Genomic DNA, 17,939 nt, shown 5'->3' on the forward strand with positions numbered 1-17,939 from the left:
CGGGATTTTCGGCCAAGGAAAGGGGCGGTCACCGGATGGGTGGCCGCCCTTTTTCGCATTCAGGGCTTGCCGCCTCGCACCCGCCGGGCATTGACCAGGCCGCGAAGGGCCTCGGTCCGGCTTTGCAGTTCGGCCTGTTCGGACAGCGACAGCCCATCGGATGAGAAGCGATCCGCCAGCGAACCGATCGCCGCGTCGTCACGCCGGAAGGAGCGCGCCTCGGCCCGGCTGATATCGCCGCTCCGCCGCCCTTCGCGAATCGAACGGCGGATGTCGCGGCGGTCGTTCGACAGATTGGGGGAGACATCGGGCCGGCCCGGCATGGCAACGATATCGGCGGGTGGACCGGCCCGGGTGAATTGCGCATGTGCGGTAACAGGTAGCGCGAGCAACGCGGTCGCAAGAATCGCTTGGTGTCTCATCCTTCTTTCTCCCTGTTGCCGGAAGGTGGTGCCGTGTCGCTGAACGGTCGCTGTCCGACGGAATCCCGACGTCATCCCGGCGAAGTCTGAGATCTTCGGCGACGTCGGCACTCCACGATAAAGGCCCCAGCCTTCGCTGGGGCGACGGACGGGGGGGAAGGGCTGCAAAAAAGGCGGCGAACCGAAGTCCACCGCCCTTTCCTTTTCCCATGTCGCGAAGGATCAGGCCGTCACCGCCCCGTGGCAATGCTTGTACTTCAGGCCCGAGCCGCACGGGCACGGCGAGTTGCGGTTGACCCGGCCTTCCCACTGCGACGGATCGGTGCCGAGATCGGCGCCCTCCGGCATCGGGATCTGCATCGGCGGCATCTGCGGCTGGATCAGGCCGCGTGCGGCGGCGTCCCAGTCGTTCGTATTGTCCTCGCCCGTGAACGGGTCGAAATGCGAGGTGATGAAGTCCGGCAGTTCGGGCAGTTCCGGCGGCGCCTGGATCTGGAACTGGGCGAAGGCGATGGTGCGCGTCACATCCTCGCGGATATTGTCGAGCATCCGCTGGAACAGCGAAAACGCCTCGTGCTTATATTCGTTGATCGGCGTCTTCTGCGCATAGGCGCGTAAGTGGACGACCTGGCGCAGCGCGTCGAGCGTCGCCAGATGCTCCTTCCAGTGATGGTCCAGATTCTGGAGCAGGATCGACTTTTCGACGCTGGCCCAGGTTTCGGGTTCCAATTCCCTGGACTTGGCCTCGACCATCGCATCGGCCTCAGCGGAGACGCGCTCCAGCACGATTTCGGGATCGATCGCTTCCTCGGTCATCCAGTCGTCGATCGGCGGCTCCATGTTCAGCAGGTCCTTGAGCTGCTGCTTCATCCCCGCCACGTCCCATTGTTCGGGATAGCTGTTGGGCGGACAGGCGCTGCCCACGATCGCATTGACCGTCTCGGCGCGCATGTCGGCGACGACATCGCCCACCGTCTCGGCATCCATGATGTCGGAACGCTGTTCGTAGATGACCTTGCGCTGGTCGTTCATCACGTCATCATATTCGACGACCTGCTTGCGGATGTCGTAGTTGCGCGCCTCGACCTTCTTCTGCGCGGTCTCGATCGCCTTGGACAGCCACTTGCTGCCGATCGCCTCGCCATCCTCGATATTGCTGCGCATCATCTTGGCGAACAGCGTGTCCGGCCCGAAGATGCGGAGCAGATCGTCGTCCAGGCTGAGATAGAAGCGCGACAGGCCCGGATCGCCCTGACGCCCGGAGCGCCCGCGAAGCTGGTTGTCGATGCGCCGACTCTCGTGCCGCTCGGTGCCCAGCACGAACAGGCCGCCCGCCTCCAGCACCTTCTGTTTCTCGGCGATGATCTCGGCGCGGATGCGGGTGGCCGCTTCCTCATATTCGGGCGTGCCCTCGACCAGATCGGGATGCTCGTCCAGCATCCGGAATTCGAGGTTGCCGCCCAACTGAATGTCGGTGCCGCGACCGGCCATGTTGGTCGCGATCGTCACCGCGCCCAGACGGCCCGCCTGCGCGACGATATGCGCCTCCATCTCGTGATAGCGCGCGTTCAGCACCTTGTGGGGCACCGCCTCCTGGGTCAGGAATTCGCTCAGCAGTTCGGACTTCTCGATCGACACCGTGCCGACCAGCACCGGCTGCCCCTTGGCGGCATGGTCGCGGATCTTCTTGGCGATCGCCAGGAACTTGTCCTGGGTGTTCTTGTAGAACTCGTCCTCCTCGTCGACGCGCGCGATCGGCAGGTTGGTCGGAATGGTGACGACGTTGATCTTGTAGATGTCGTAGAATTCGCCCGCTTCCGTGGCGGCGGTGCCGGTCATGCCCGAGATCTTCGGGTACATGCGGAAATAATTCTGGAAGGTGATCGAGGCCATGGTCTGGTTTTCGGGCTCGATATTGACGCCCTCCTTCGCCTCGACCGCCTGGTGAAGCCCCTCCGACCAGCGACGCCCGTCCATCATGCGGCCGGTGAACTCGTCGATGATGACGACCTTGCCGTCCTTGACGATGTAATCGGTGTCGCGCTTGAACATCATGTTCGCGCGCAGCGCCTGGTTCAGATGGTGGACGACCTGGGTATTTTCAAAGTCGTAGAGATTCTCGCCCTGGAGCAGCCCGGCGGCCTCGAGCAGACGCTCGGCGCGCTCGGTGCCGTCTTCGGTCAGGATGATCGACTTCTGCTTTTCATCCTTCTCATAATCGTCCGCGGTGAGTTGCTTCACGATCGCATCGACGCTGATGTAGAGTTCGGACTTGTCGTCGGTCGGACCCGAGATGATCAGCGGGGTGCGCGCCTCGTCGATCAGGATCGAGTCGACCTCGTCGACGATCGCGTAGTGGAAGGGGCGCTGCACCATTGAGGAGCGCTCATACTTCATGTTGTCGCGTAGATAGTCGAAGCCGAACTCGTTGTTCGTGCCATAGGTGATGTCGGCATCATAGGCCGCGCGGCGCTGCGCATCGTCGAGATTGGGGATGATGGTCCCGGTGGTCAGGCCGAGGAAGTTATAGACGCGGCCCATGGTCGCGGCGTCGCGGCTGGCCAGATAGTCGTTGACGGTCACGACGTGCACGCCCTTGCCGGGCAGCGCGTTGAGATAGGTGGCGAGCGTCGCGACCAGCGTCTTGCCCTCGCCCGTGCGCATCTCGGCGATCTCGCCGCGATGGAGGACGATGCCACCGATCATCTGCACGTCATAGTGACGCTGGCCCAGCACGCGCTTGGCGGCTTCGCGCACCGTGGCGAAGGCTTCGGGCAGCAGGCTGTCGAGCGTCGCGCCCTGATCGAGCTGTTCGCGGAACTTGACCGTCTGCGCGGCAAGCTGATCGTCGGTCATCGCCTCCATCTCGGGCTCGAAGGCGGCGATCTTGGCGACCAGGGGCTTGAGCGACTTGATGTAACGGTCGTTGGACGAACCGAACAGGGACTTGGCAAGGCCGCCGAACATAAGCGATTTCCTGAATGATAGCGTGATAGGGGCGCGGCCACGTCGAACCGACGGCGCGCACGGACATGATGCGTGGGAGATGGGGTCGGCGGATGGCCGACGCCAGCGCCTATTCGCGCCGACGGCCCATGAAGATCGCCGCGATGGCACGCGGCTCGATCGCGCGGAACAGCGGCAGCGGCGCGGCCATGTCGACCAGCGTGGCGAGCGGCTGCACCGGCCGGGTCGCGGCGCGGGCGACGGCAGCCTGCTTGGCGGCGGCCGCAATGCTGCACTCGGCAACGACGCCCCGCGCCTCCTGCCCACGCGCACTCGCACCCACGCCGGTCAGCGCGGACAAAAGGGCGGAAAGGAGCAGAAGCAGGTTCATGCGAGGCTTGTCTTAGGCAGATACGCGCGGCGCGTCCATCCGTTGCATGGGCCATCGCGACGCTCGGGCCTCCGACATGGGCCCTATTGCGCATCCGGCGGCGGCGGCAACTGCCATCGAACGTGGAAGCCGCGATAAATGCCGCGTACCGGCCGCCCCCGGCGATCAAGGGCGGGGCGGAACCGGACATGCGCCACCGCCATCCGACAGGTCGTTCGGTCGAGGATCGCATGACCGCTGCTTTGCGCGACTTCGCAGGCGGTCGGCACGCCCTTCGGATCGACCATGATCGCAACGCTCGAACGCCCCTCCCATCCCCGTCGCGCCGCTTCCTCCGGATAGACGTCTGGTCCGAAATAAGCGGCGGGGTTGCCGGATATCCGCGGGGGGATAGCCGGAACCGAAAGATCACGTGGCAGGGCGCGCGGCTCGTATCGATGCCGCCATTCATAAGCCCGCTCGATCAACAGCGACACCAAGACCAGCAACATCGCCAGGAGCAGCCCCACAAGGGCCAGCACACTATTTCGAAGGCCCCGTCCAGCACCCCACATATCGCCCCCGCCCATCCGCCGTCTTACGCATCAGAACCGCTCGACCACTATCGGTCAAACAGGCGGAAGCGCTTGCTCCGGTTACACGCTCGGCTATGTAGCTTGCCCCTATGAGCACCGCCATCTCGCCCCTCGCCATGCCCTTCCCCGCGCTCCCCGCCATCGACGGCGTGACGCTTCGCGTCGCCCGCGCGCAGTACAAGAACTGGGACCGCTGCGACCTGACCTTCGTGACGTTGCCCGAGAGGACCAGCGTAGCGGGCGTGCTGACCACCAGCAAATGTCCGTCGCCGGAAGTCGAATGGTGCCGCAAGGCGCTGGTGCTGGGGAATGCGCGCGCACTGGTCGTCAATGCGGGCAACTCCAACGCCTTTACCGGCCATCGCGGTCGCGCCGCTGTCGAGGCGATCGCCGCCCGCGCCGCGGCCGCCATCGGATGCCAGCCTTCGGACATATTCGTCGCCTCGACCGGCGTGATCGGCGTGCCGCTGCCCATCGACAAGGCTGAAGCCGGGCTGGACGCGGCCTTCACCGCCGAGCCCTGTGGCTGGGAGGATGCCGCCGCGACGATCATGACCACCGACACCTTCGCCAAGGGCGCGACGACGACCGCGATCGTCGATGGCCGCACGGTGACGCTGGCGGGGATCATCAAGGGCTCGGGAATGATAGCGCCCGACATGGCGACGATGCTGGGCTTCATCTTCACCGACGCCGCCGTGGCCCCCGAATTCCTGCAACGCGCGCTGAGCGAAGCCAATGGCCGCAGCTTTTCGTGCATCACGGTCGATGGCGACACCTCTACCAGCGACACCGTCCTCGCCTTCGCGACGGGCAAGGCGGCCAACGCGCCTCTGATCGATGACGAGAGCGACGGGGCGGACGCCTTCCGCGCGGCGCTGGCCGATCTGTGCCATCAACTCGCGCTGCTGGTGGTGCGGGACGGCGAGGGGGCGAGCAAGCTGATCGAAATCCGGGTCGAGGGGGCGGAGAGCGACCGCTCGGCGCACCGCATCGCCATGTCGATCGCCAATTCGCCGCTGGTGAAGACGGCGATCGCGGGCGAGGACGCCAATTGGGGCCGCGTCGTCATGGCGGTCGGCAAGGCGGGCGAACCGGCCGAGCGCGACAAGCTGTCGATCCGTTTCGGAGAGACGCTGGTGGCGCGCGAAGGGCTGGCGGTGGAAGGCTATGACGAAGCCCCCGTCGCCGAGCATCTGAAGGGCCGGGAGATCGCGGTCGGCGTCGATCTGGGGCTGGGCGAAGGCGCCGCGACGGTTTGGACCTGCGACCTGACCCATGGCTATATCTCGATCAACGCCGATTACCGGAGCTAAGGCCGATGCTGACCATCTGGGGACGCCTCAACTCGCACAATGTCAAGAAGGTCGTCTGGCTGGCCGAGGAGATGGGGCTGGCCTATGACCGGCGCGATGTCGGCGGCCAGTTCGGGATGGACGCGGCCTATCGCGCGCTCAACCCCAATGCGCTGATCCCGACGATCGAGGATGACGGCTTCGTCCTGTGGGAGTCGAACGCCATCCTTCGCTATCTGGCGGCGAACCATGGCGGTGAGGCTTTCTATCCGCTCGATCCGCATGCGCGGGCCTTGGCCGATCGCTGGATGGACTGGAACTTCACCTGGGCCGACGCGATCCGGCCGATCTTCTTCCAGATGGTGCGGACGGTGCCCGAACAGCGCGACGCGGCGCTAGTGGAGCGCAGCGTGGCGCGGGCGGCGGATTTGTCCGCGATCCTCGACGATGTGCTGGGGCGGCAGCCCTGGCTGTCGGGCGACGCGTTCGGCATCGGCGACATTCCGGTCGCGGCCTATGCCAATAGCTGGTTCCAGCTTCCGGTGGAGCGGCCTTCACTACCCCATCTGGAGCGCTGGTATGCCGCACTTCAGGAGCGTGCGGCGTTTCGCGACGTGGTGATGATCCCGCTGAGCTAACCGGGCGTCAGTCTCGGTGAGACACCTTGCCCTCCCCCATCCCCTCCCGCTTGCGGAAGGGGCGTGTTCTTGTCGAAAGGGTCGGGACACAAAAAAGCCCCTCCCGCAGGCGGGAGGGGTTTGGGGAGGGCCCGGGGCTCGCAGGGCCCGTCCCGCCCTAACAGCCGGGACGAACCCCCATCGACCGCTTACAGCGCGCCTTCGAGCCACGCCTTGATACGGCCCTTGGGTTCGGCACCGACCTTGGTCGCGGCGGCCGCACCGCCCTTGAACAGGATCATCGTCGGGATGCCGCGCACGCCGTAGCGGCCGGGGGCATCGGGATTGTCGTCGATGTTCAGCTTGGCGATCGTCACCTGCTCGCCCAGTTCCTCGGACAGTTCCTCCAGCGACGGGCCGATCATCTTGCACGGTCCGCACCACTCGGCCCAGAAATCGACCAGCACCGGCTTGTCGGAGTTCAGGACGTCCGCTTCGAAGCTGGCGTCGGTGATCTGCTTGGTTGCCATGTCGTCTACACTCCTTGAATTGTCATCCATCTAGGATGCCGGGACCGACCGCTCAACCACCAAGGGCCAAGCTTTGCTCCCCGTCGCGATAGCCGGGCTTGTGGTCGGCGAGCACCCTCTCCGGCACCGTGACCAGACGCGGACCAGCGGTATAGAGCAGCGCCACTGACACGGTCCGCCCCGGAAAGATCACCTCCAGCGCGGCGGCATAGGCCGCCATCTGCGCCAGATGGAACACCGGCACGTCGTCGAGGCCGCCCGGCGCGCGCCGCCCGGTCTTGTAATCGATCAACCGTATCTCTTCCGCGCCGATCAGCAGACGGTCGACCCGCCCCGACACGACGCGCCCATTGGGCAGCGTCGCCGCGATCGGCGCCTCCGCCAGAGAGCCGGGCCCGAACAGCGGCGCATAGGCCGGGTCATCCAGAATGGCGAAGACCGCCCCCGTCACATCGGCACGCAAGGCCGCATCCTCGACCCCCGCCGCCTGGGTCAGCCAGCGCTCCGCCGCCCCGCGCCGCAAGTCCGGTGCGACCGGGGGCAGCCGTTCGAGCAGGCAATGGATCAACCGCCCCCGCTCCGCCGCCGCGCGCATCGCGGGGGTGGGTGGCGGATCGGCGACCATGTCCTCGCCCAGTTGCGACGGCGCGAGCGGGCGGGGCGGGCGCGATTCCTGCGGCGCGGGGCGATGAGCCCATGCGGGGAGGTCCACCTGTCGCTCGGCGACGGACGCGGTGGAGGATGCGGGGCGCGCCGCGACGGGGGGCTGCGGCACCGTGCCCAGGAACGCGCGCGACTGGCCATCGCCCGCCTCGGTTTCCGGCACGCCCAGCGCGGTCATCGCGCGGGCGCAGGTCGCATACCAGCTATGCAAGGGCGGCACCCCCGCCGCGCGCTTGCCGAGCGCGCCCGTGACGACCAGTTGCTCCTCCGCGCGCGTCGCGGCGACGTAGAAGAGCCGCCAATGCTCCGCCAGTTCCCGCGCGGCGATCTCGGCGGCCACCGCGTCGAGCGGCCCGCCCCGCTCCTCGGCGCGCGGCGGAAAGACGGGGATGGGCTGCGCCCCCGGCTCCGGCGTCCAGCGCAGGATCGATCGGGGCGAAGCCGTCGGATCGGCGGTCGCATCGGCCAGGATGACCAGCGGTGCCTGCAACCCCTTCGATCCATGCGCGGTCATCACCCGCACCGCATCGAGCGGCGCGGAGGGATCGCGCACGATCTCCACATCGCCGCGATCGAACCAGTCGAGGAACCGCTGAAGCGAGGGCGTGGTCGTGCTCTCGAAGGTCAGGGCGGCGCCCAGCAACTCCTCGATCGGATCGCGCGCCTCGATTCCCAGACGGCGGATCAGCTTGCGACGGCCATCGAGCGGGCCGGACAGCAATTCCTCCAGAAACTGGTACGGCGTCGACACATCGGCCCGCGCCAGCATCTGGCGGAGCGGCGCGAGATCGGCGGCGGGCAGCGTCCGGGTCAGATGCGACCAGAGCGATCCCCGCTCGCGGTGTCCCGCCGCCATCAAACGCTCCTGCGACCAGCCGATCAGCGGCGAGACGAGCAGCGAGGCCAGCGACAGGTCGTCATCGGGCTGGAGCGCGAAGCGCACCGTCGCCAGCAGGTCCTGCACCGCCAGCGGTGCGTTCAACCGCAACCGGTCGACACCCGCCACCGGCACCCCCTCGGCATAGAGCCGCGCGACGATCAGCGAGGCCATGTCGCCGCGCCGCTTGACCAGGATCATGATGTCCTGCGGCTCCAGACGGCGGCCCTTGCTCTCCAGCATGACGCCATCGTCCAGCCAGCGACGGACGGCGCGCGCTATGTCGGTCGCGACCTTGCGCACCGCATCGTCGATCCAGCCCTCTTCATCCTCGTCGCTGCCGCCCGCGACGACCGGCGGCCAAAGGGTGACGCGACCGGGGCCCTTCACCTCGCTGGCGTGACGTTCCACCTCTCCGGCCATGCCCATGCCGGGTTCGCCCAAAGCCTCGATCGCGGCGTCCACGAACTCCAGGATCGGGGTGGTGGAGCGAAAGCTGTGGGTCAGCGACAATTGGTTGAAGGGCAGGCCGCGCTCCTCGGGCGGCCATTCATCATCGCCCGCCACCTCTTCGGCCCGGCGGGAGAAATGGAGTTCCGCCGCCTGGAAATTGATCGGATCGGTGCCCTGAAAGCCGAAAATCGCCTGTTTGTGATCCCCGACCGTGAACAGCGTCCGGGTCGAGGGCGCATAGAGCCCGCGCCCGACGAAGAACTCGTCCGCCAGCGCACGGACGATCCGCCATTGATGCGCATTGGTATCCTGCGCCTCGTCGATCAGGACATGCTCGGTCACCTGGTCGAGCTTGTAGCGGACCCATTCGCCGATGCCGGGCCGTTCGAGCAACTCCACGGTGGTGCGGATCAGGTCGTCGAAATCGACCGCCCCGATCGCACGCTTGGACAGGGAATAGGCCCGCGCATAATCGCGCCCCACGGTCAGCGCATCGGCGAGCAGGTCGGCATGTCGCGCCCGTGCGGCGAGGCCTAGCAGATAGCGGCACGCCTCGCCCAGTTCACGGGCCATATCCTCATAATCGGGATCGGCGTCGGTCAGCTTCTTGGACGCCTTGCGCGGCTCCCCCTTGGCGGTGAAGACCGTGCCCATCAGATCTTCGAGCAGCGCGACCCGGCCAGCCCGGTCGCTGCCCAGCCAGCGTTCGAGTGTCGCCGCCGCCTTCTCGCCGGTCGCCGTGCCCCAGGCCCGGTTCGCGCCCGCCAACCGGCCAACCGCGTCCTCGTCCATCTCCTCGACGCCCTCGGCGATCGCCTCGTCGATATCGCCCGGGGGCAGGTCCAGCGCGCGGCGGAGCCAGGGCTGGATACCGCTGGGCAGCGCCTCCAGCGCGCCGGGAGCGCGGGCACAGGCCGCCAGGAACGCCTCCGCCCCGCCCTCGCCCAGCCGCAGCGACAGCGCGCCGACCGTTTCGACCGGAGCGACCCGGCCCTCGCGCTCGGCGGCCTCGAGCATCCGCGCCAGAGCCTCGCGCGCCAGCACCGCCTCTTCGCGCGCCTCCAGCGGACGGAAACCGGGAGCGAGCCCCGCTTCGACCGGGAAGGCGGCAAGCAGTCCCTGACAAAATCCATGGATGGTCTGGATGCGCAAACCGCCCCCCGGCGCATCGAGCACGCGCGCGAAAAGCGTCCGTGCCCGGTCGCGCAAGTCGGGTGTGGGCGTTTCACCCAGCGCTTTCAGGTCGCGGAACAACTCGGTTTCGGGCATCCGCACCCAGGCGGCGAGGCGGCCATTGATCCGCTGCGCCATCTCCGCCGCGCCCGCCTTGGTGAAGGTCAGGCACAGGATCGCCTCGGGCGCGACGCCGCGCAGAAGCAGGCGGAACACGCGCGCGGCCAGCACCTGGGTCTTGCCAGTGCCTGCCGAGGCGGACAGCCAGACATGCGCGGCGGGATCGCTGGCGGCGGCCTGATCGCCCTTGAGCGGGGGCAGGTTCGCCATGGGACGGGCGCTCATGCGGCGGTCACCCCTTGCACTTCGACTTCGCTCAGTGCGAACGGAGGGCGGGATGCGGGGCGATGCTCCCTCCCGCCCCGTTCAGCCTGAGCGTCGTCGAAGGCCACGCACCGACGCCCGCCCGGCAGGACGGGCCACCAGAACCGCGCATGAAATTCACCGATCACGGCCATACCATTCATCCCGCCGCATCAGCTGGTCATATTCCGCATAGGGCGCATATTCGGGCACCAGCTTGGCGGTGAACGGCGCATCGCCCGTCAGCCACTGCCCCGCCGCCTCGGCGAAATTCGCCGCCGCGATGGACACGAACTCGTCGGTCCGTATCCGCTCGCGCTTGCCATCGGGATCGACCGGCGTGGCGATATAGCCCAGCCCCTCGCGCCCGCGCCCCAGCGACCAATATTCGAAACCGCCCGCCTTGCCTGACACACCCTCGAACCCGCCCCGCTCGGCGATCAGGCCGAGGAGCCCCAGTTGCAGGCTGAACCCTTCACGCACCGCCGTGGTGGAGGGGGGCTTGCCGGTCTTGTAATCGATCACGACCAGCGATCCGTCCGCCGCCTTGTCGATCCGATCGAACCGTCCGGTCAGGGTCACGCTCGCCAGCCTCGCCTCGCCCTTGCCTTCCGCGCTCAGGACATGACGGCCCTCCCCGGCCTTGGCGGCGACTTCGGCGGCGATCCAGTCGATCGCCTCGATCAGCCGGGGCTGCCACAGCGCGCGCATCATCGGATGAGTCCGCTGGTCGCGCAGCATCGCCAGCGCGCGCGGGCGGAGCGCGGCGACGTCGCACCGATCCTCCTTCCACCACATCTCCAATATGTCGTGAACGGCGGTGCCGCGCCACGCCGCACTGGGATCGGCATCGACCGGGTCGAGCGGCGACAGGCGCAGCACCCGGCGGGCGTAGAAGGCGTAAGGGTCTGCCTTCAATCGGTCGACCTCGGTCACCGAGATGGTGGTCGGGCGAAGTGCGGCGGGTGGCTTGGGCGCGGGCCGGTCGGTGGGGGTGTAGTCCTCCGGCTGGTCGAGCGTCGCCGCCCAACGCGCGAGATCGGGATGCGCCTCGAACCGCTCCCCCGCCATCGCCTGGAGCCGCAGCCAGAAGCGCGAGGCCAGGGTGGGCCCGCTCGCATCGCGCCGTGCACGGGTCAGAATCGCGCGCGGGGCCCCCATCGCCTGGGCCAGGTCATGCGCGGCAATCCCGATCCGCTGTTCCAGCCCGACCAGCCCCAGCAGCGAGCGGATACGCGGCGCGAGCCACGGATCGGGTGCGGGCCGCCCCGGCCAGACGCCTTCGTTCAGGCCGCTCGCGATCATCAGGTCGGCGGTCTGGAGCCGCGCCTCGATCGGGCCATAGATGGCGAGGCGCGGATGCTGGCCCTCGCGCGGGATGGCGCGTACCGCGATCTCGTCGAACAGGCTGCGGAGCAGAGCGGGCAATTCGGCGGGATCGACGCGGGCGGGGCCGTGATCGGCCTGCTCTTCATAACCCGCGAGGAATTCCGCCGCCGCCCGCCCCTGCGGTCCCGTCCACAGCGCATCGCCGCACAGCGTCTGTCCGCATTCGCGCAGACAGGCGAGCAGCCCCCGCAACGACTGAGCGCCCTCGCCGAAGGTCTTGCCCACCGCCTCCAGCATCGGCGCAGCCTTGGCCCAGAAGGCGGTGGCGGTCGGCTTGTCGGCGACATGCGCGGCGATGCCCTCCAGCCCCGGCGCGGGGCGCGGCCCCCGAAGCGCGCGGTCGAGCGCGCGGACGCCGTCCAGCCACTCCACCCGCTCCATATTCCCATGGATCAGCGGATGCTTGAGCAACGCCAGCAGCGGCAGCGGCGCGAAACGCTGCGCCGCCGCCTCGGCCAGTTGCAACAGGAACGTGCCCGGCAACAGGATCGACAAGGGGCGCCCCGCCGTGTCGTCGATCAGGATGTTCCAGCGCCGGCAATGCGCGGCCACCCGCCGCGCCAGCGCGCGGTCGGGCGTGACGAGTGCGGCGGTCCGGCCCGGCTCCTCGATCGCCTCGCGCAATGCCAGCGCGATGGCCTGCGCCTCTTCGGCGGGCGTGGCGAGTTCGATGGTGGAGACACCGGACAACCGCCGGTCCTCGGCGGGCAGGTCGGTCCATTTGCCGGTGAAGTCGGCAGGCGCCATGGCATTGGCGATGGCGCGTCCGCGCGCGGGTCCGGCGTCATAGTCGCCGCCGCCGCGCCACACCGTCACTTCGCCCCGTCCGACGCCCATCCGGTCGAGCAGCAGCTTGAGCGCATATTGCGGATGCGTCTCCACCGATCGCCGCGCCCGACCGGTCACGGGATCGGCCTTGTGGGGACCGAGCGAATCCCATTCCTCGGCCGGCATGGTCAGGTCCAGTCCGGCGAACACCACCGAACCGCCCGGCATCTCCGAAACGCAGCGGAGCAGCCGCGCGACGGCGGGCGCGGTATCGGTGACGCCCGCCGCGCAGACGAACCCGGCGGGCTGGGCCGCCCGCCACCGGGCGGTGATCCGGTCGAGCAACATGGTCCGCCGCCGCGCCGCATCGATCCGCCCCATCCGCGCCAGCACGGCGGGCCAGCGATCGAGCACCACCGAAAAGGTGGCAAGGGCCGACTGCCAATGCTCGGTCAGTTCGGGGCCCAGATCGAGTGCCGCCAGTTCGGCCGGATCGACCTCTTCGACCAGCATCTGGTCCAGCGTCCTGGCCAGATCGCCCGCCAGCCGTACCGCCTCCGCCGCCGTGACGGGATGCCCGCCCCGTGCGCGCTCCTCCTCGACCAGCCGGGCCAGGATCATGCGTCTGGCCGACGGCGCGATGGCGGGCGGGGGCGGCGCCTCCGCATCGGCGGGGTCGAGCGCCGAGCCCGCCGCCTCGCCCAGTTCGGGATCGCCCAGCGCGACCATGCGCGGCAGGATCAGGCCGCCGCCGCTCGCACGCACGAACGCCTCGGTCACCGCGCGGATACCGCGATTGGTCGGCAGCAGGATCATCCCCTGCGCCAGGGTCAACGGATCGCCCCCTGCGCGCCGCATCAGTCCGGCGACCAGCGCATCGGCGAAACCGCGATGGGCGGGGATGGTGTGCAGCCGGGGGCGGCGCGGCTCAGCCATCCGCGAGGATCAGTTCCGTCTGCGGAATGGCGCGCGGCGTGCCGACATCGAACCACAGTCCCTGATGCACCTGACCGTAAGCGCGTCCGGCCTCAATCGCGCGGTTCCAGAAGATATTGGTCGAGAAGGGCCCCTCCGGCGCATCGGCGATCAGGCGCGGATGCAGGATCTGAAGCCCGGTATAGGAGAAAGGCGCGACCCTGTTGGGCGCGCGGCGCGCGGTGATCCGCCCATCGGCACCGAGATAGAAATCCCCCCGCCCCTGATGATTATGCGCGCGCGCCAGCGGCACCATCAGCAATAGCGCATCCATCCGCGCCTCGTCCCAGCGCGAGGCGAGCAGGCGGATCGCATCGACCGGCCCGTCGATCCACAGATTGTCGCTGTTCACCACCAATATCGGTTCGTCGCCCAACAGGGGCCGTGCCTTGACCAGCCCGCCGCCGGTTTCCAGCAACTGCGCCCGTTCGTCCGAGATCAGGATTTCGATCCCCGGAAAACGATCCTTCAGATGCGCTTCCAACTGATCGGCGAGATAATGGACATTGACCACCGCCCGCTCGACCCCCGCCGCGACCAGCCGGTCGAACACATGGTCGATGAGCGGCTTGCCCGCGACCGAAACGAGGGGCTTGGGCCGTGTCGCGGTCAGGGGGCGCATCCGCTTGCCGAGGCCCGCCGCCATCACCATCGCGGTGCGCGGCACCTGACCCGAAGGGGTTGGGCGGAGCGAGAGTTGCCGGGTCATTGGTCGCCATCCCCCGATGCCAGACGCTGTGGATCGCCGCGCAGCTCGGGCGGCACATTGTCGTCGAACCAGGCCGCGACCGGCGCTAGCACCGGCTGCGACAGATCGCGTTCCAGATAGGCCCAGACGCGCGGACAGAGCCCGGCATAGCGCGGCTTGCCATCCCGCTTCCATAGCCGTGTGAAGATGCCCAGGATCTTCGCGTTCCGCTGTGCGCCCAGTACGTGATAGGCGTTCAGGAACGCATCGCCCTCCCCCGTCTCGGCCAGATAGCGCGCCAGCATCGCCTGTTCGATCGACGGCTCCACATCGCGCCGTGCGTCCTGGAGCAGCGAGACGAGATCATAGGCGGCATGCCCCGCCAGCGCGTCCTGAAAGTCCAGCAGCCCCAGCGTGCGCAGCGGCCCGACCAGCATCAGGTTTTCGACATGATAGTCGCGCAGTACCGTGACCGGATTGTCGGTGATGGCGTGGGCGAACACCCGCTCCCAGGCGGCGCGATAGCCCTTGATATCGACGTCGAGGCCGACCGCCGGGCCATACCACTCCGTGAACAGCCCCGCCTCGCGGTGAAGGACGGCAGCGTCATAGGGGGCCAGCCCCTCGGGCGCATGGCCGCGCAACCGGGCGAGCAGATCGACCGCGTCGCTATAGAGCTTCACCGTGGCGTCGGGATCGGCCTCGATCGCCTCGCGCATCCGGTCGTCGCCGAAATCCTCGATCAGGACGAGGCCGCGCACCTCGTCCGCGCCCAATATGGCGGGCGCGGCGAAGCCCCGGCCGACCAGCCAGCGCGCGATCGCGATGAAGGGCCGCGGGTCCTCATGCGGCGGCGGCGCGTCCATCAGGACGGCGCTGCGCCCCTCCAGGGTCACGCGGAAATAACGGCGGAACGACGCATCGCCAGCGAGCGGGGCGATCACCGCCCCTCCCCATCCCAGCGTCGTCAGAAAGGCGGCGGCATCCGCCGGAGGGGTCATATCGGCCATCGCGCTTCCCAGCCCGAGGGCACCTTCGCTGTCAAGACACGACCGCCCGCCGGATCGGTTTCCAGCGTCAGGGCCAGCGCCTGCGGCCACGCCCCTTCACCCGCCCGGTCGGGCCATTCGACGATCAGGGCGGAGTCCCACAAGGCCTCGTCCAGACCCAGTTCCTCCATCTGCTCCGGCCCGTCGAGCCGGTAGAGGTCGACATGGAGGATCGGGAACGCCGTCTCCGGCGGGGCATAGGGCTGGACGATCGCGAAGCTGGGGCTCGGTGCCTCGCCGGGCAGGCCGAGCGCGGCGAGCAGACCGCGCGCGAGGCTGGTCTTGCCCGCGCCGAGCGTGCCGGTCAGCGTCACCACGTCACCGGGGCGGAGATGCGCCGCCAGCCGCCGTCCGAAATCCTCGGTGGCGGCGGCATCGGCCAGGTGGATCGTCATGACTTGTCCTTCTCGGCCACCCGCCGGGGCAGCTCGACCGTCACCAGCGTTCCCTCACCCGGTTCCGACAACAGGGTGATCGTACCGCCATGCGCCTCGACGAACTGCCTGGCGAGCGGCAGGCCGAGGCCGAGCGCGCGCTCGCCGGTTGCCTTGATCCCCGGCTCGGCGAAACGGTCGAAGGCGCAGGCGACCGCCTGTGCGTCCATGCCCTGCCCGTCGTCCGACACCACGATCCGCGCGCGCGCCGAATCACCATCGGCATGGAGCAGGATACGCCCGCCCTCCGGCGTCTGTTCGATCGCATGACGCAGCAGATGCTCGACCGTTTCCTGCAAGCGGCGACGGTCGCCGGTGATGCGGCCCAGCGAGCGCTGGATCTCGACCGCGAAGTCCAGCTTGCGCCGCCCCGCCAGCGGCCGGATCGTGTCCGCCGCCGCACGCGCGACGCGGGCCAGTTCGACATCCTCGCGCGTGATGTCCGCATCCGCCTGGTCACGGGTCAGGTCGAGCACGTCATCGACCAGCAGGCCCAGCCGTTCGGACGATTCCAGGATCGCCTCGACATAAGTCGTCGCCGTCTCCGGCAGGGGCCCGGCGAAGCCGCCGTGCAGCATCTCGGCGAAACCGCTGATCGAAGTCAGCGGCGTGCGCAGTTCGTAGCTCATATTGGCGACGAAGGCGGTCTTCACCTTGTCCGCCGCCTCCAGCGCATCGGCGCGGTCGCGCAGCGCCTGTTCGGCGCGGCGGCTGTCGGTAATGTCGAGCAGGGTGAACAGCGCATTGCCATCGGGCAGCGGGACACCCGCGAATTCGAAATGCCGCCCATCGGCAAAGGCGACGCGGCCGCCGCGCTGCTGCCGCTCGATCGTGGCGGACCGGACCAGATCGACGATCAGGCCCGACCGGTTGGGGGTCGCCAGACGCCCGGCGACGCGGTCGGCAAAGGCATCGACGCGCGGATGGCTGGAGAGGAAATCCTCCTCCAGCCCCCAGAGCGCGCCGAAACGATTGTTCCAGAGTTGCAGTCGGCCATCGGCGGCGAAGACGCCCAGCGCCTCGAACAGATTGTCGAACGTCGCGGTTCGCACCCTGAGCAGCGTGTCGCGGGCGGAGGCGAGTTGCACCTCCTCGGTCCGGTCCTCGAAAATCAACAACAGTCCGCCATCGGGCAGCGGCTGCGCCACGACGCGCAAATGGGTGCCGCCGGGCAGGTGCCATTGCTCCTCGATCCCGCCGCTCGCCTGGCGGAACCAGCCGACCCGCTCGGCCTTCCAGCCGGGGAAGTCGCGGACCTCCGGGCTGCGATTGGCCTCGCGCATCCGCTCCAGGATACGGTCGAATTCGGGATTGTCGGCCAGCCACTCGGCCTTCATCGCGAACATGCGACGGAAGGGCTGGTTGCAGAAGACGAGGCCCCGGTCCGGGCCGAAATGCGCGACCGCGGTCGACAACCGGTCGAGCATCGCGCGCTGCGCCTCGGCGAAACGCTTGGCCCCGGCGCGCGACTGTTCCAGATCCTCGATATCGACCGCGAAGCCCGCAATGCCCCCCGTAGGCAGCGGCACGTCGAAGATGCGCAGCGCACGCCTTGCGCCGTCGATCGTCGCGGGCAGCACCTGCTCATGCGGCCGCCCCTGGTCGCGCGCCGCCGCCGCCCCCGCCAGCGGGCCGCCACGTCCCGACCCCTCGACCAGTTCCAGCCCGCGCCCGACCACATCGGCGGCGTCGCGGCCCTCCACCGCCTCGACATAGGCGGTGTTGACCATGGCGAGGCGTAGATCCGCCCCGCGATACCACATGGGCAGCGGTGCCGCCTCGATCAGCCCGGTCAGCGCCTGGAACGCATCGCCCAGCCGCTTGGCCTCGGCATCCAATCGGACGATCTCGTCCTGCGTCTCGGTCATGTCGAAGACCCAGATGACGACCGCACCCGCCGCCCCCTGGTCCCCCGGTGCACGGGCGCCATCGAACAACAGGGTCCGCTCCGACCCCTGCGGGCGAAAGATGCGGCGGAAGCGGCGACCGGTCTTTTGCGCGGCATTCAGATCGGCGGCGAGCAGCGCGGCGTCATCGACCGATAAGCCCGTATCGCCCGATGTCAGCTCTTCCAAGAAGCGCGCGACGTCCGGCAGGCCCAGCCAGTCGGCCAGCCGCCGGGGCATCTCGATCCGCCCGTCGCTGCGGATCAGCATCGCCTGGGCCGGTCCCGCGCGCAGCAGCGCGTCGAGCCGGTCGCGCTCCACCCGCACCGCCGACGCCTCGGCCCGCGCGCGAATGCCCAGGAACAACAGGACCATGCCGATCAGGATCAGCCCGCACGCCCCCGCCCCCAACAGCGCGGCCTCGACGCTATCGATCGCGATCATC

13 protein-coding genes are annotated in these 17,939 nt (G+C 68.5%); 2 read left to right on the forward strand and 11 right to left on the reverse strand.

All coding sequences use genetic code 11. From position 1 onward, the window contains the following. Positions 1-59 precede the first annotated feature (59 nt). The 4 genes from SM191_RS03265 to SM191_RS03280 all read right to left on the reverse strand — a co-directional run bounded on the left by SM191_RS03265 (position 60) and on the right by SM191_RS03280 (position 4,280). On the reverse strand, positions 60-422 hold the full coding sequence (locus tag SM191_RS03265; protein ID WP_341504965.1) for a hypothetical protein: 363 nt from the start codon (positions 420-422) through the stop codon (positions 60-62). A gap of 222 nt (positions 423-644) precedes the next feature. Then, on the reverse strand, positions 645-3,389 hold the full coding sequence (gene secA / locus SM191_RS03270) for a preprotein translocase subunit SecA (RefSeq protein WP_341504966.1): 2,745 nt from the start codon (positions 3,387-3,389) through the stop codon (positions 645-647). A 109-nt stretch (positions 3,390-3,498) separates the two neighbouring features. After that, the gene (locus tag SM191_RS03275; protein ID WP_306999822.1) at positions 3,499-3,759 is read right to left on the reverse strand and encodes a hypothetical protein; all 261 of its coding nucleotides are present in this window, start codon (positions 3,757-3,759) and stop codon (positions 3,499-3,501) included. Positions 3,760-3,842: 83 nt separating this feature from the next. Further along, a complete protein-coding gene (locus tag SM191_RS03280; RefSeq protein ID WP_341504968.1) occupies positions 3,843-4,280 on the reverse strand; it encodes an energy transducer TonB in 438 nt (145 codons plus the stop codon). A 143-nt stretch (positions 4,281-4,423) separates the two neighbouring features. Between SM191_RS03280 and argJ the strand changes: the two genes are divergently transcribed. After that, on the forward strand, positions 4,424-5,650 hold the full coding sequence (gene argJ, locus SM191_RS03285; protein WP_341504969.1) for a bifunctional glutamate N-acetyltransferase/amino-acid acetyltransferase ArgJ: 1,227 nt from the start codon (positions 4,424-4,426) through the stop codon (positions 5,648-5,650). Between the two features lie 5 nt (positions 5,651-5,655). After that, positions 5,656-6,267, forward strand: a complete 612-nt coding sequence (locus SM191_RS03290; RefSeq protein WP_341504970.1) for a glutathione S-transferase family protein — start codon at positions 5,656-5,658, stop codon at positions 6,265-6,267. 188 nt (positions 6,268-6,455) lie between these two features. Here SM191_RS03290 and trxA read toward each other — a convergent pair whose 3' ends face one another. The 7 genes from trxA to SM191_RS03325 form a co-directional block, all read right to left on the reverse strand. Beyond that, positions 6,456-6,776 (reverse strand): thioredoxin, encoded by a 321-nt coding sequence (gene trxA, locus SM191_RS03295; protein ID WP_007404159.1) that lies wholly within the window; start codon positions 6,774-6,776, stop codon positions 6,456-6,458. A gap of 52 nt (positions 6,777-6,828) precedes the next feature. Next, positions 6,829-10,287, reverse strand: a complete 3,459-nt coding sequence (addA, locus tag SM191_RS03300) for a double-strand break repair helicase AddA (RefSeq protein ID WP_341504971.1) — start codon at positions 10,285-10,287, stop codon at positions 6,829-6,831. 156 nt (positions 10,288-10,443) lie between these two features. Further along, a complete protein-coding gene (locus tag SM191_RS03305; protein ID WP_341504972.1) occupies positions 10,444-13,398 on the reverse strand; it encodes a PD-(D/E)XK nuclease family protein in 2,955 nt (984 codons plus the stop codon). Continuing rightward, on the reverse strand, positions 13,391-14,146 hold the full coding sequence (locus SM191_RS03310) for a nucleotidyltransferase family protein (protein WP_306999816.1): 756 nt from the start codon (positions 14,144-14,146) through the stop codon (positions 13,391-13,393). Before SM191_RS03310 ends, SM191_RS03305 begins: the two co-directional genes overlap by 8 nt. Then, entirely contained in the window at positions 14,143-15,126 is a 984-nt protein-coding gene (locus tag SM191_RS03315) for an aminoglycoside phosphotransferase family protein (RefSeq protein ID WP_341505063.1), read from the reverse strand. The genes SM191_RS03310 and SM191_RS03315 overlap by 4 nt, the downstream gene beginning before the upstream one ends. Further along, positions 15,123-15,569, reverse strand: a complete 447-nt coding sequence (gene tsaE / locus SM191_RS03320) for a tRNA (adenosine(37)-N6)-threonylcarbamoyltransferase complex ATPase subunit type 1 TsaE (RefSeq protein WP_306999815.1) — start codon at positions 15,567-15,569, stop codon at positions 15,123-15,125. The genes SM191_RS03315 and tsaE overlap by 4 nt, the downstream gene beginning before the upstream one ends. Beyond that, positions 15,566-17,938, reverse strand: coding sequence for a sensor histidine kinase (locus SM191_RS03325; protein WP_341504974.1), 2,373 nt, complete (start codon positions 17,936-17,938; stop codon positions 15,566-15,568). The genes tsaE and SM191_RS03325 overlap by 4 nt, the downstream gene beginning before the upstream one ends. Position 17,939 lies beyond the last annotated feature (1 nt).

Origin of the sequence: Sphingomonas sp. 2378, assembly GCF_038084995.1 — a bacterium.
Classification (GTDB): domain Bacteria; phylum Pseudomonadota; class Alphaproteobacteria; order Sphingomonadales; family Sphingomonadaceae; genus Sphingomonas.

Bases quoted from the DNA above. Each gene is read 5' to 3' on its own strand.
- SM191_RS03290 (WP_341504970.1), top strand. From the start codon at position 5,656: ATGCTGACCATCTGGGGACGCCTCAACTCGCACAATGTCAAGAAGGTC.
- argJ (WP_341504969.1), top strand. From the start codon at position 4,424: ATGAGCACCGCCATCTCGCCCCTCGCCATGCCCTTCCCCGCGCTCCCC.
- SM191_RS03305 (WP_341504972.1), bottom strand. From the start codon at position 13,398: ATGGCTGAGCCGCGCCGCCCCCGGCTGCACACCATCCCCGCCCATCGC.
- trxA (WP_007404159.1), bottom strand. From the start codon at position 6,776: ATGGCAACCAAGCAGATCACCGACGCCAGCTTCGAAGCGGACGTCCTG.
- SM191_RS03275 (WP_306999822.1), bottom strand. From the start codon at position 3,759: ATGAACCTGCTTCTGCTCCTTTCCGCCCTTTTGTCCGCGCTGACCGGC.
- SM191_RS03325 (WP_341504974.1), bottom strand. From the start codon at position 17,938: ATGATCGCGATCGATAGCGTCGAGGCCGCGCTGTTGGGGGCGGGGGCG.
- SM191_RS03310 (WP_306999816.1), bottom strand. From the start codon at position 14,146: ATGACCCGGCAACTCTCGCTCCGCCCAACCCCTTCGGGTCAGGTGCCG.
- tsaE (WP_306999815.1), bottom strand. From the start codon at position 15,569: ATGACGATCCACCTGGCCGATGCCGCCGCCACCGAGGATTTCGGACGG.
- SM191_RS03315 (WP_341505063.1), bottom strand. From the start codon at position 15,126: ATGACCCCTCCGGCGGATGCCGCCGCCTTTCTGACGACGCTGGGATGG.
- SM191_RS03265 (WP_341504965.1), bottom strand. From the start codon at position 422: ATGAGACACCAAGCGATTCTTGCGACCGCGTTGCTCGCGCTACCTGTT.
- addA (WP_341504971.1), bottom strand. From the start codon at position 10,287: ATGAGCGCCCGTCCCATGGCGAACCTGCCCCCGCTCAAGGGCGATCAG.
- secA (WP_341504966.1), bottom strand. From the start codon at position 3,389: ATGTTCGGCGGCCTTGCCAAGTCCCTGTTCGGTTCGTCCAACGACCGT.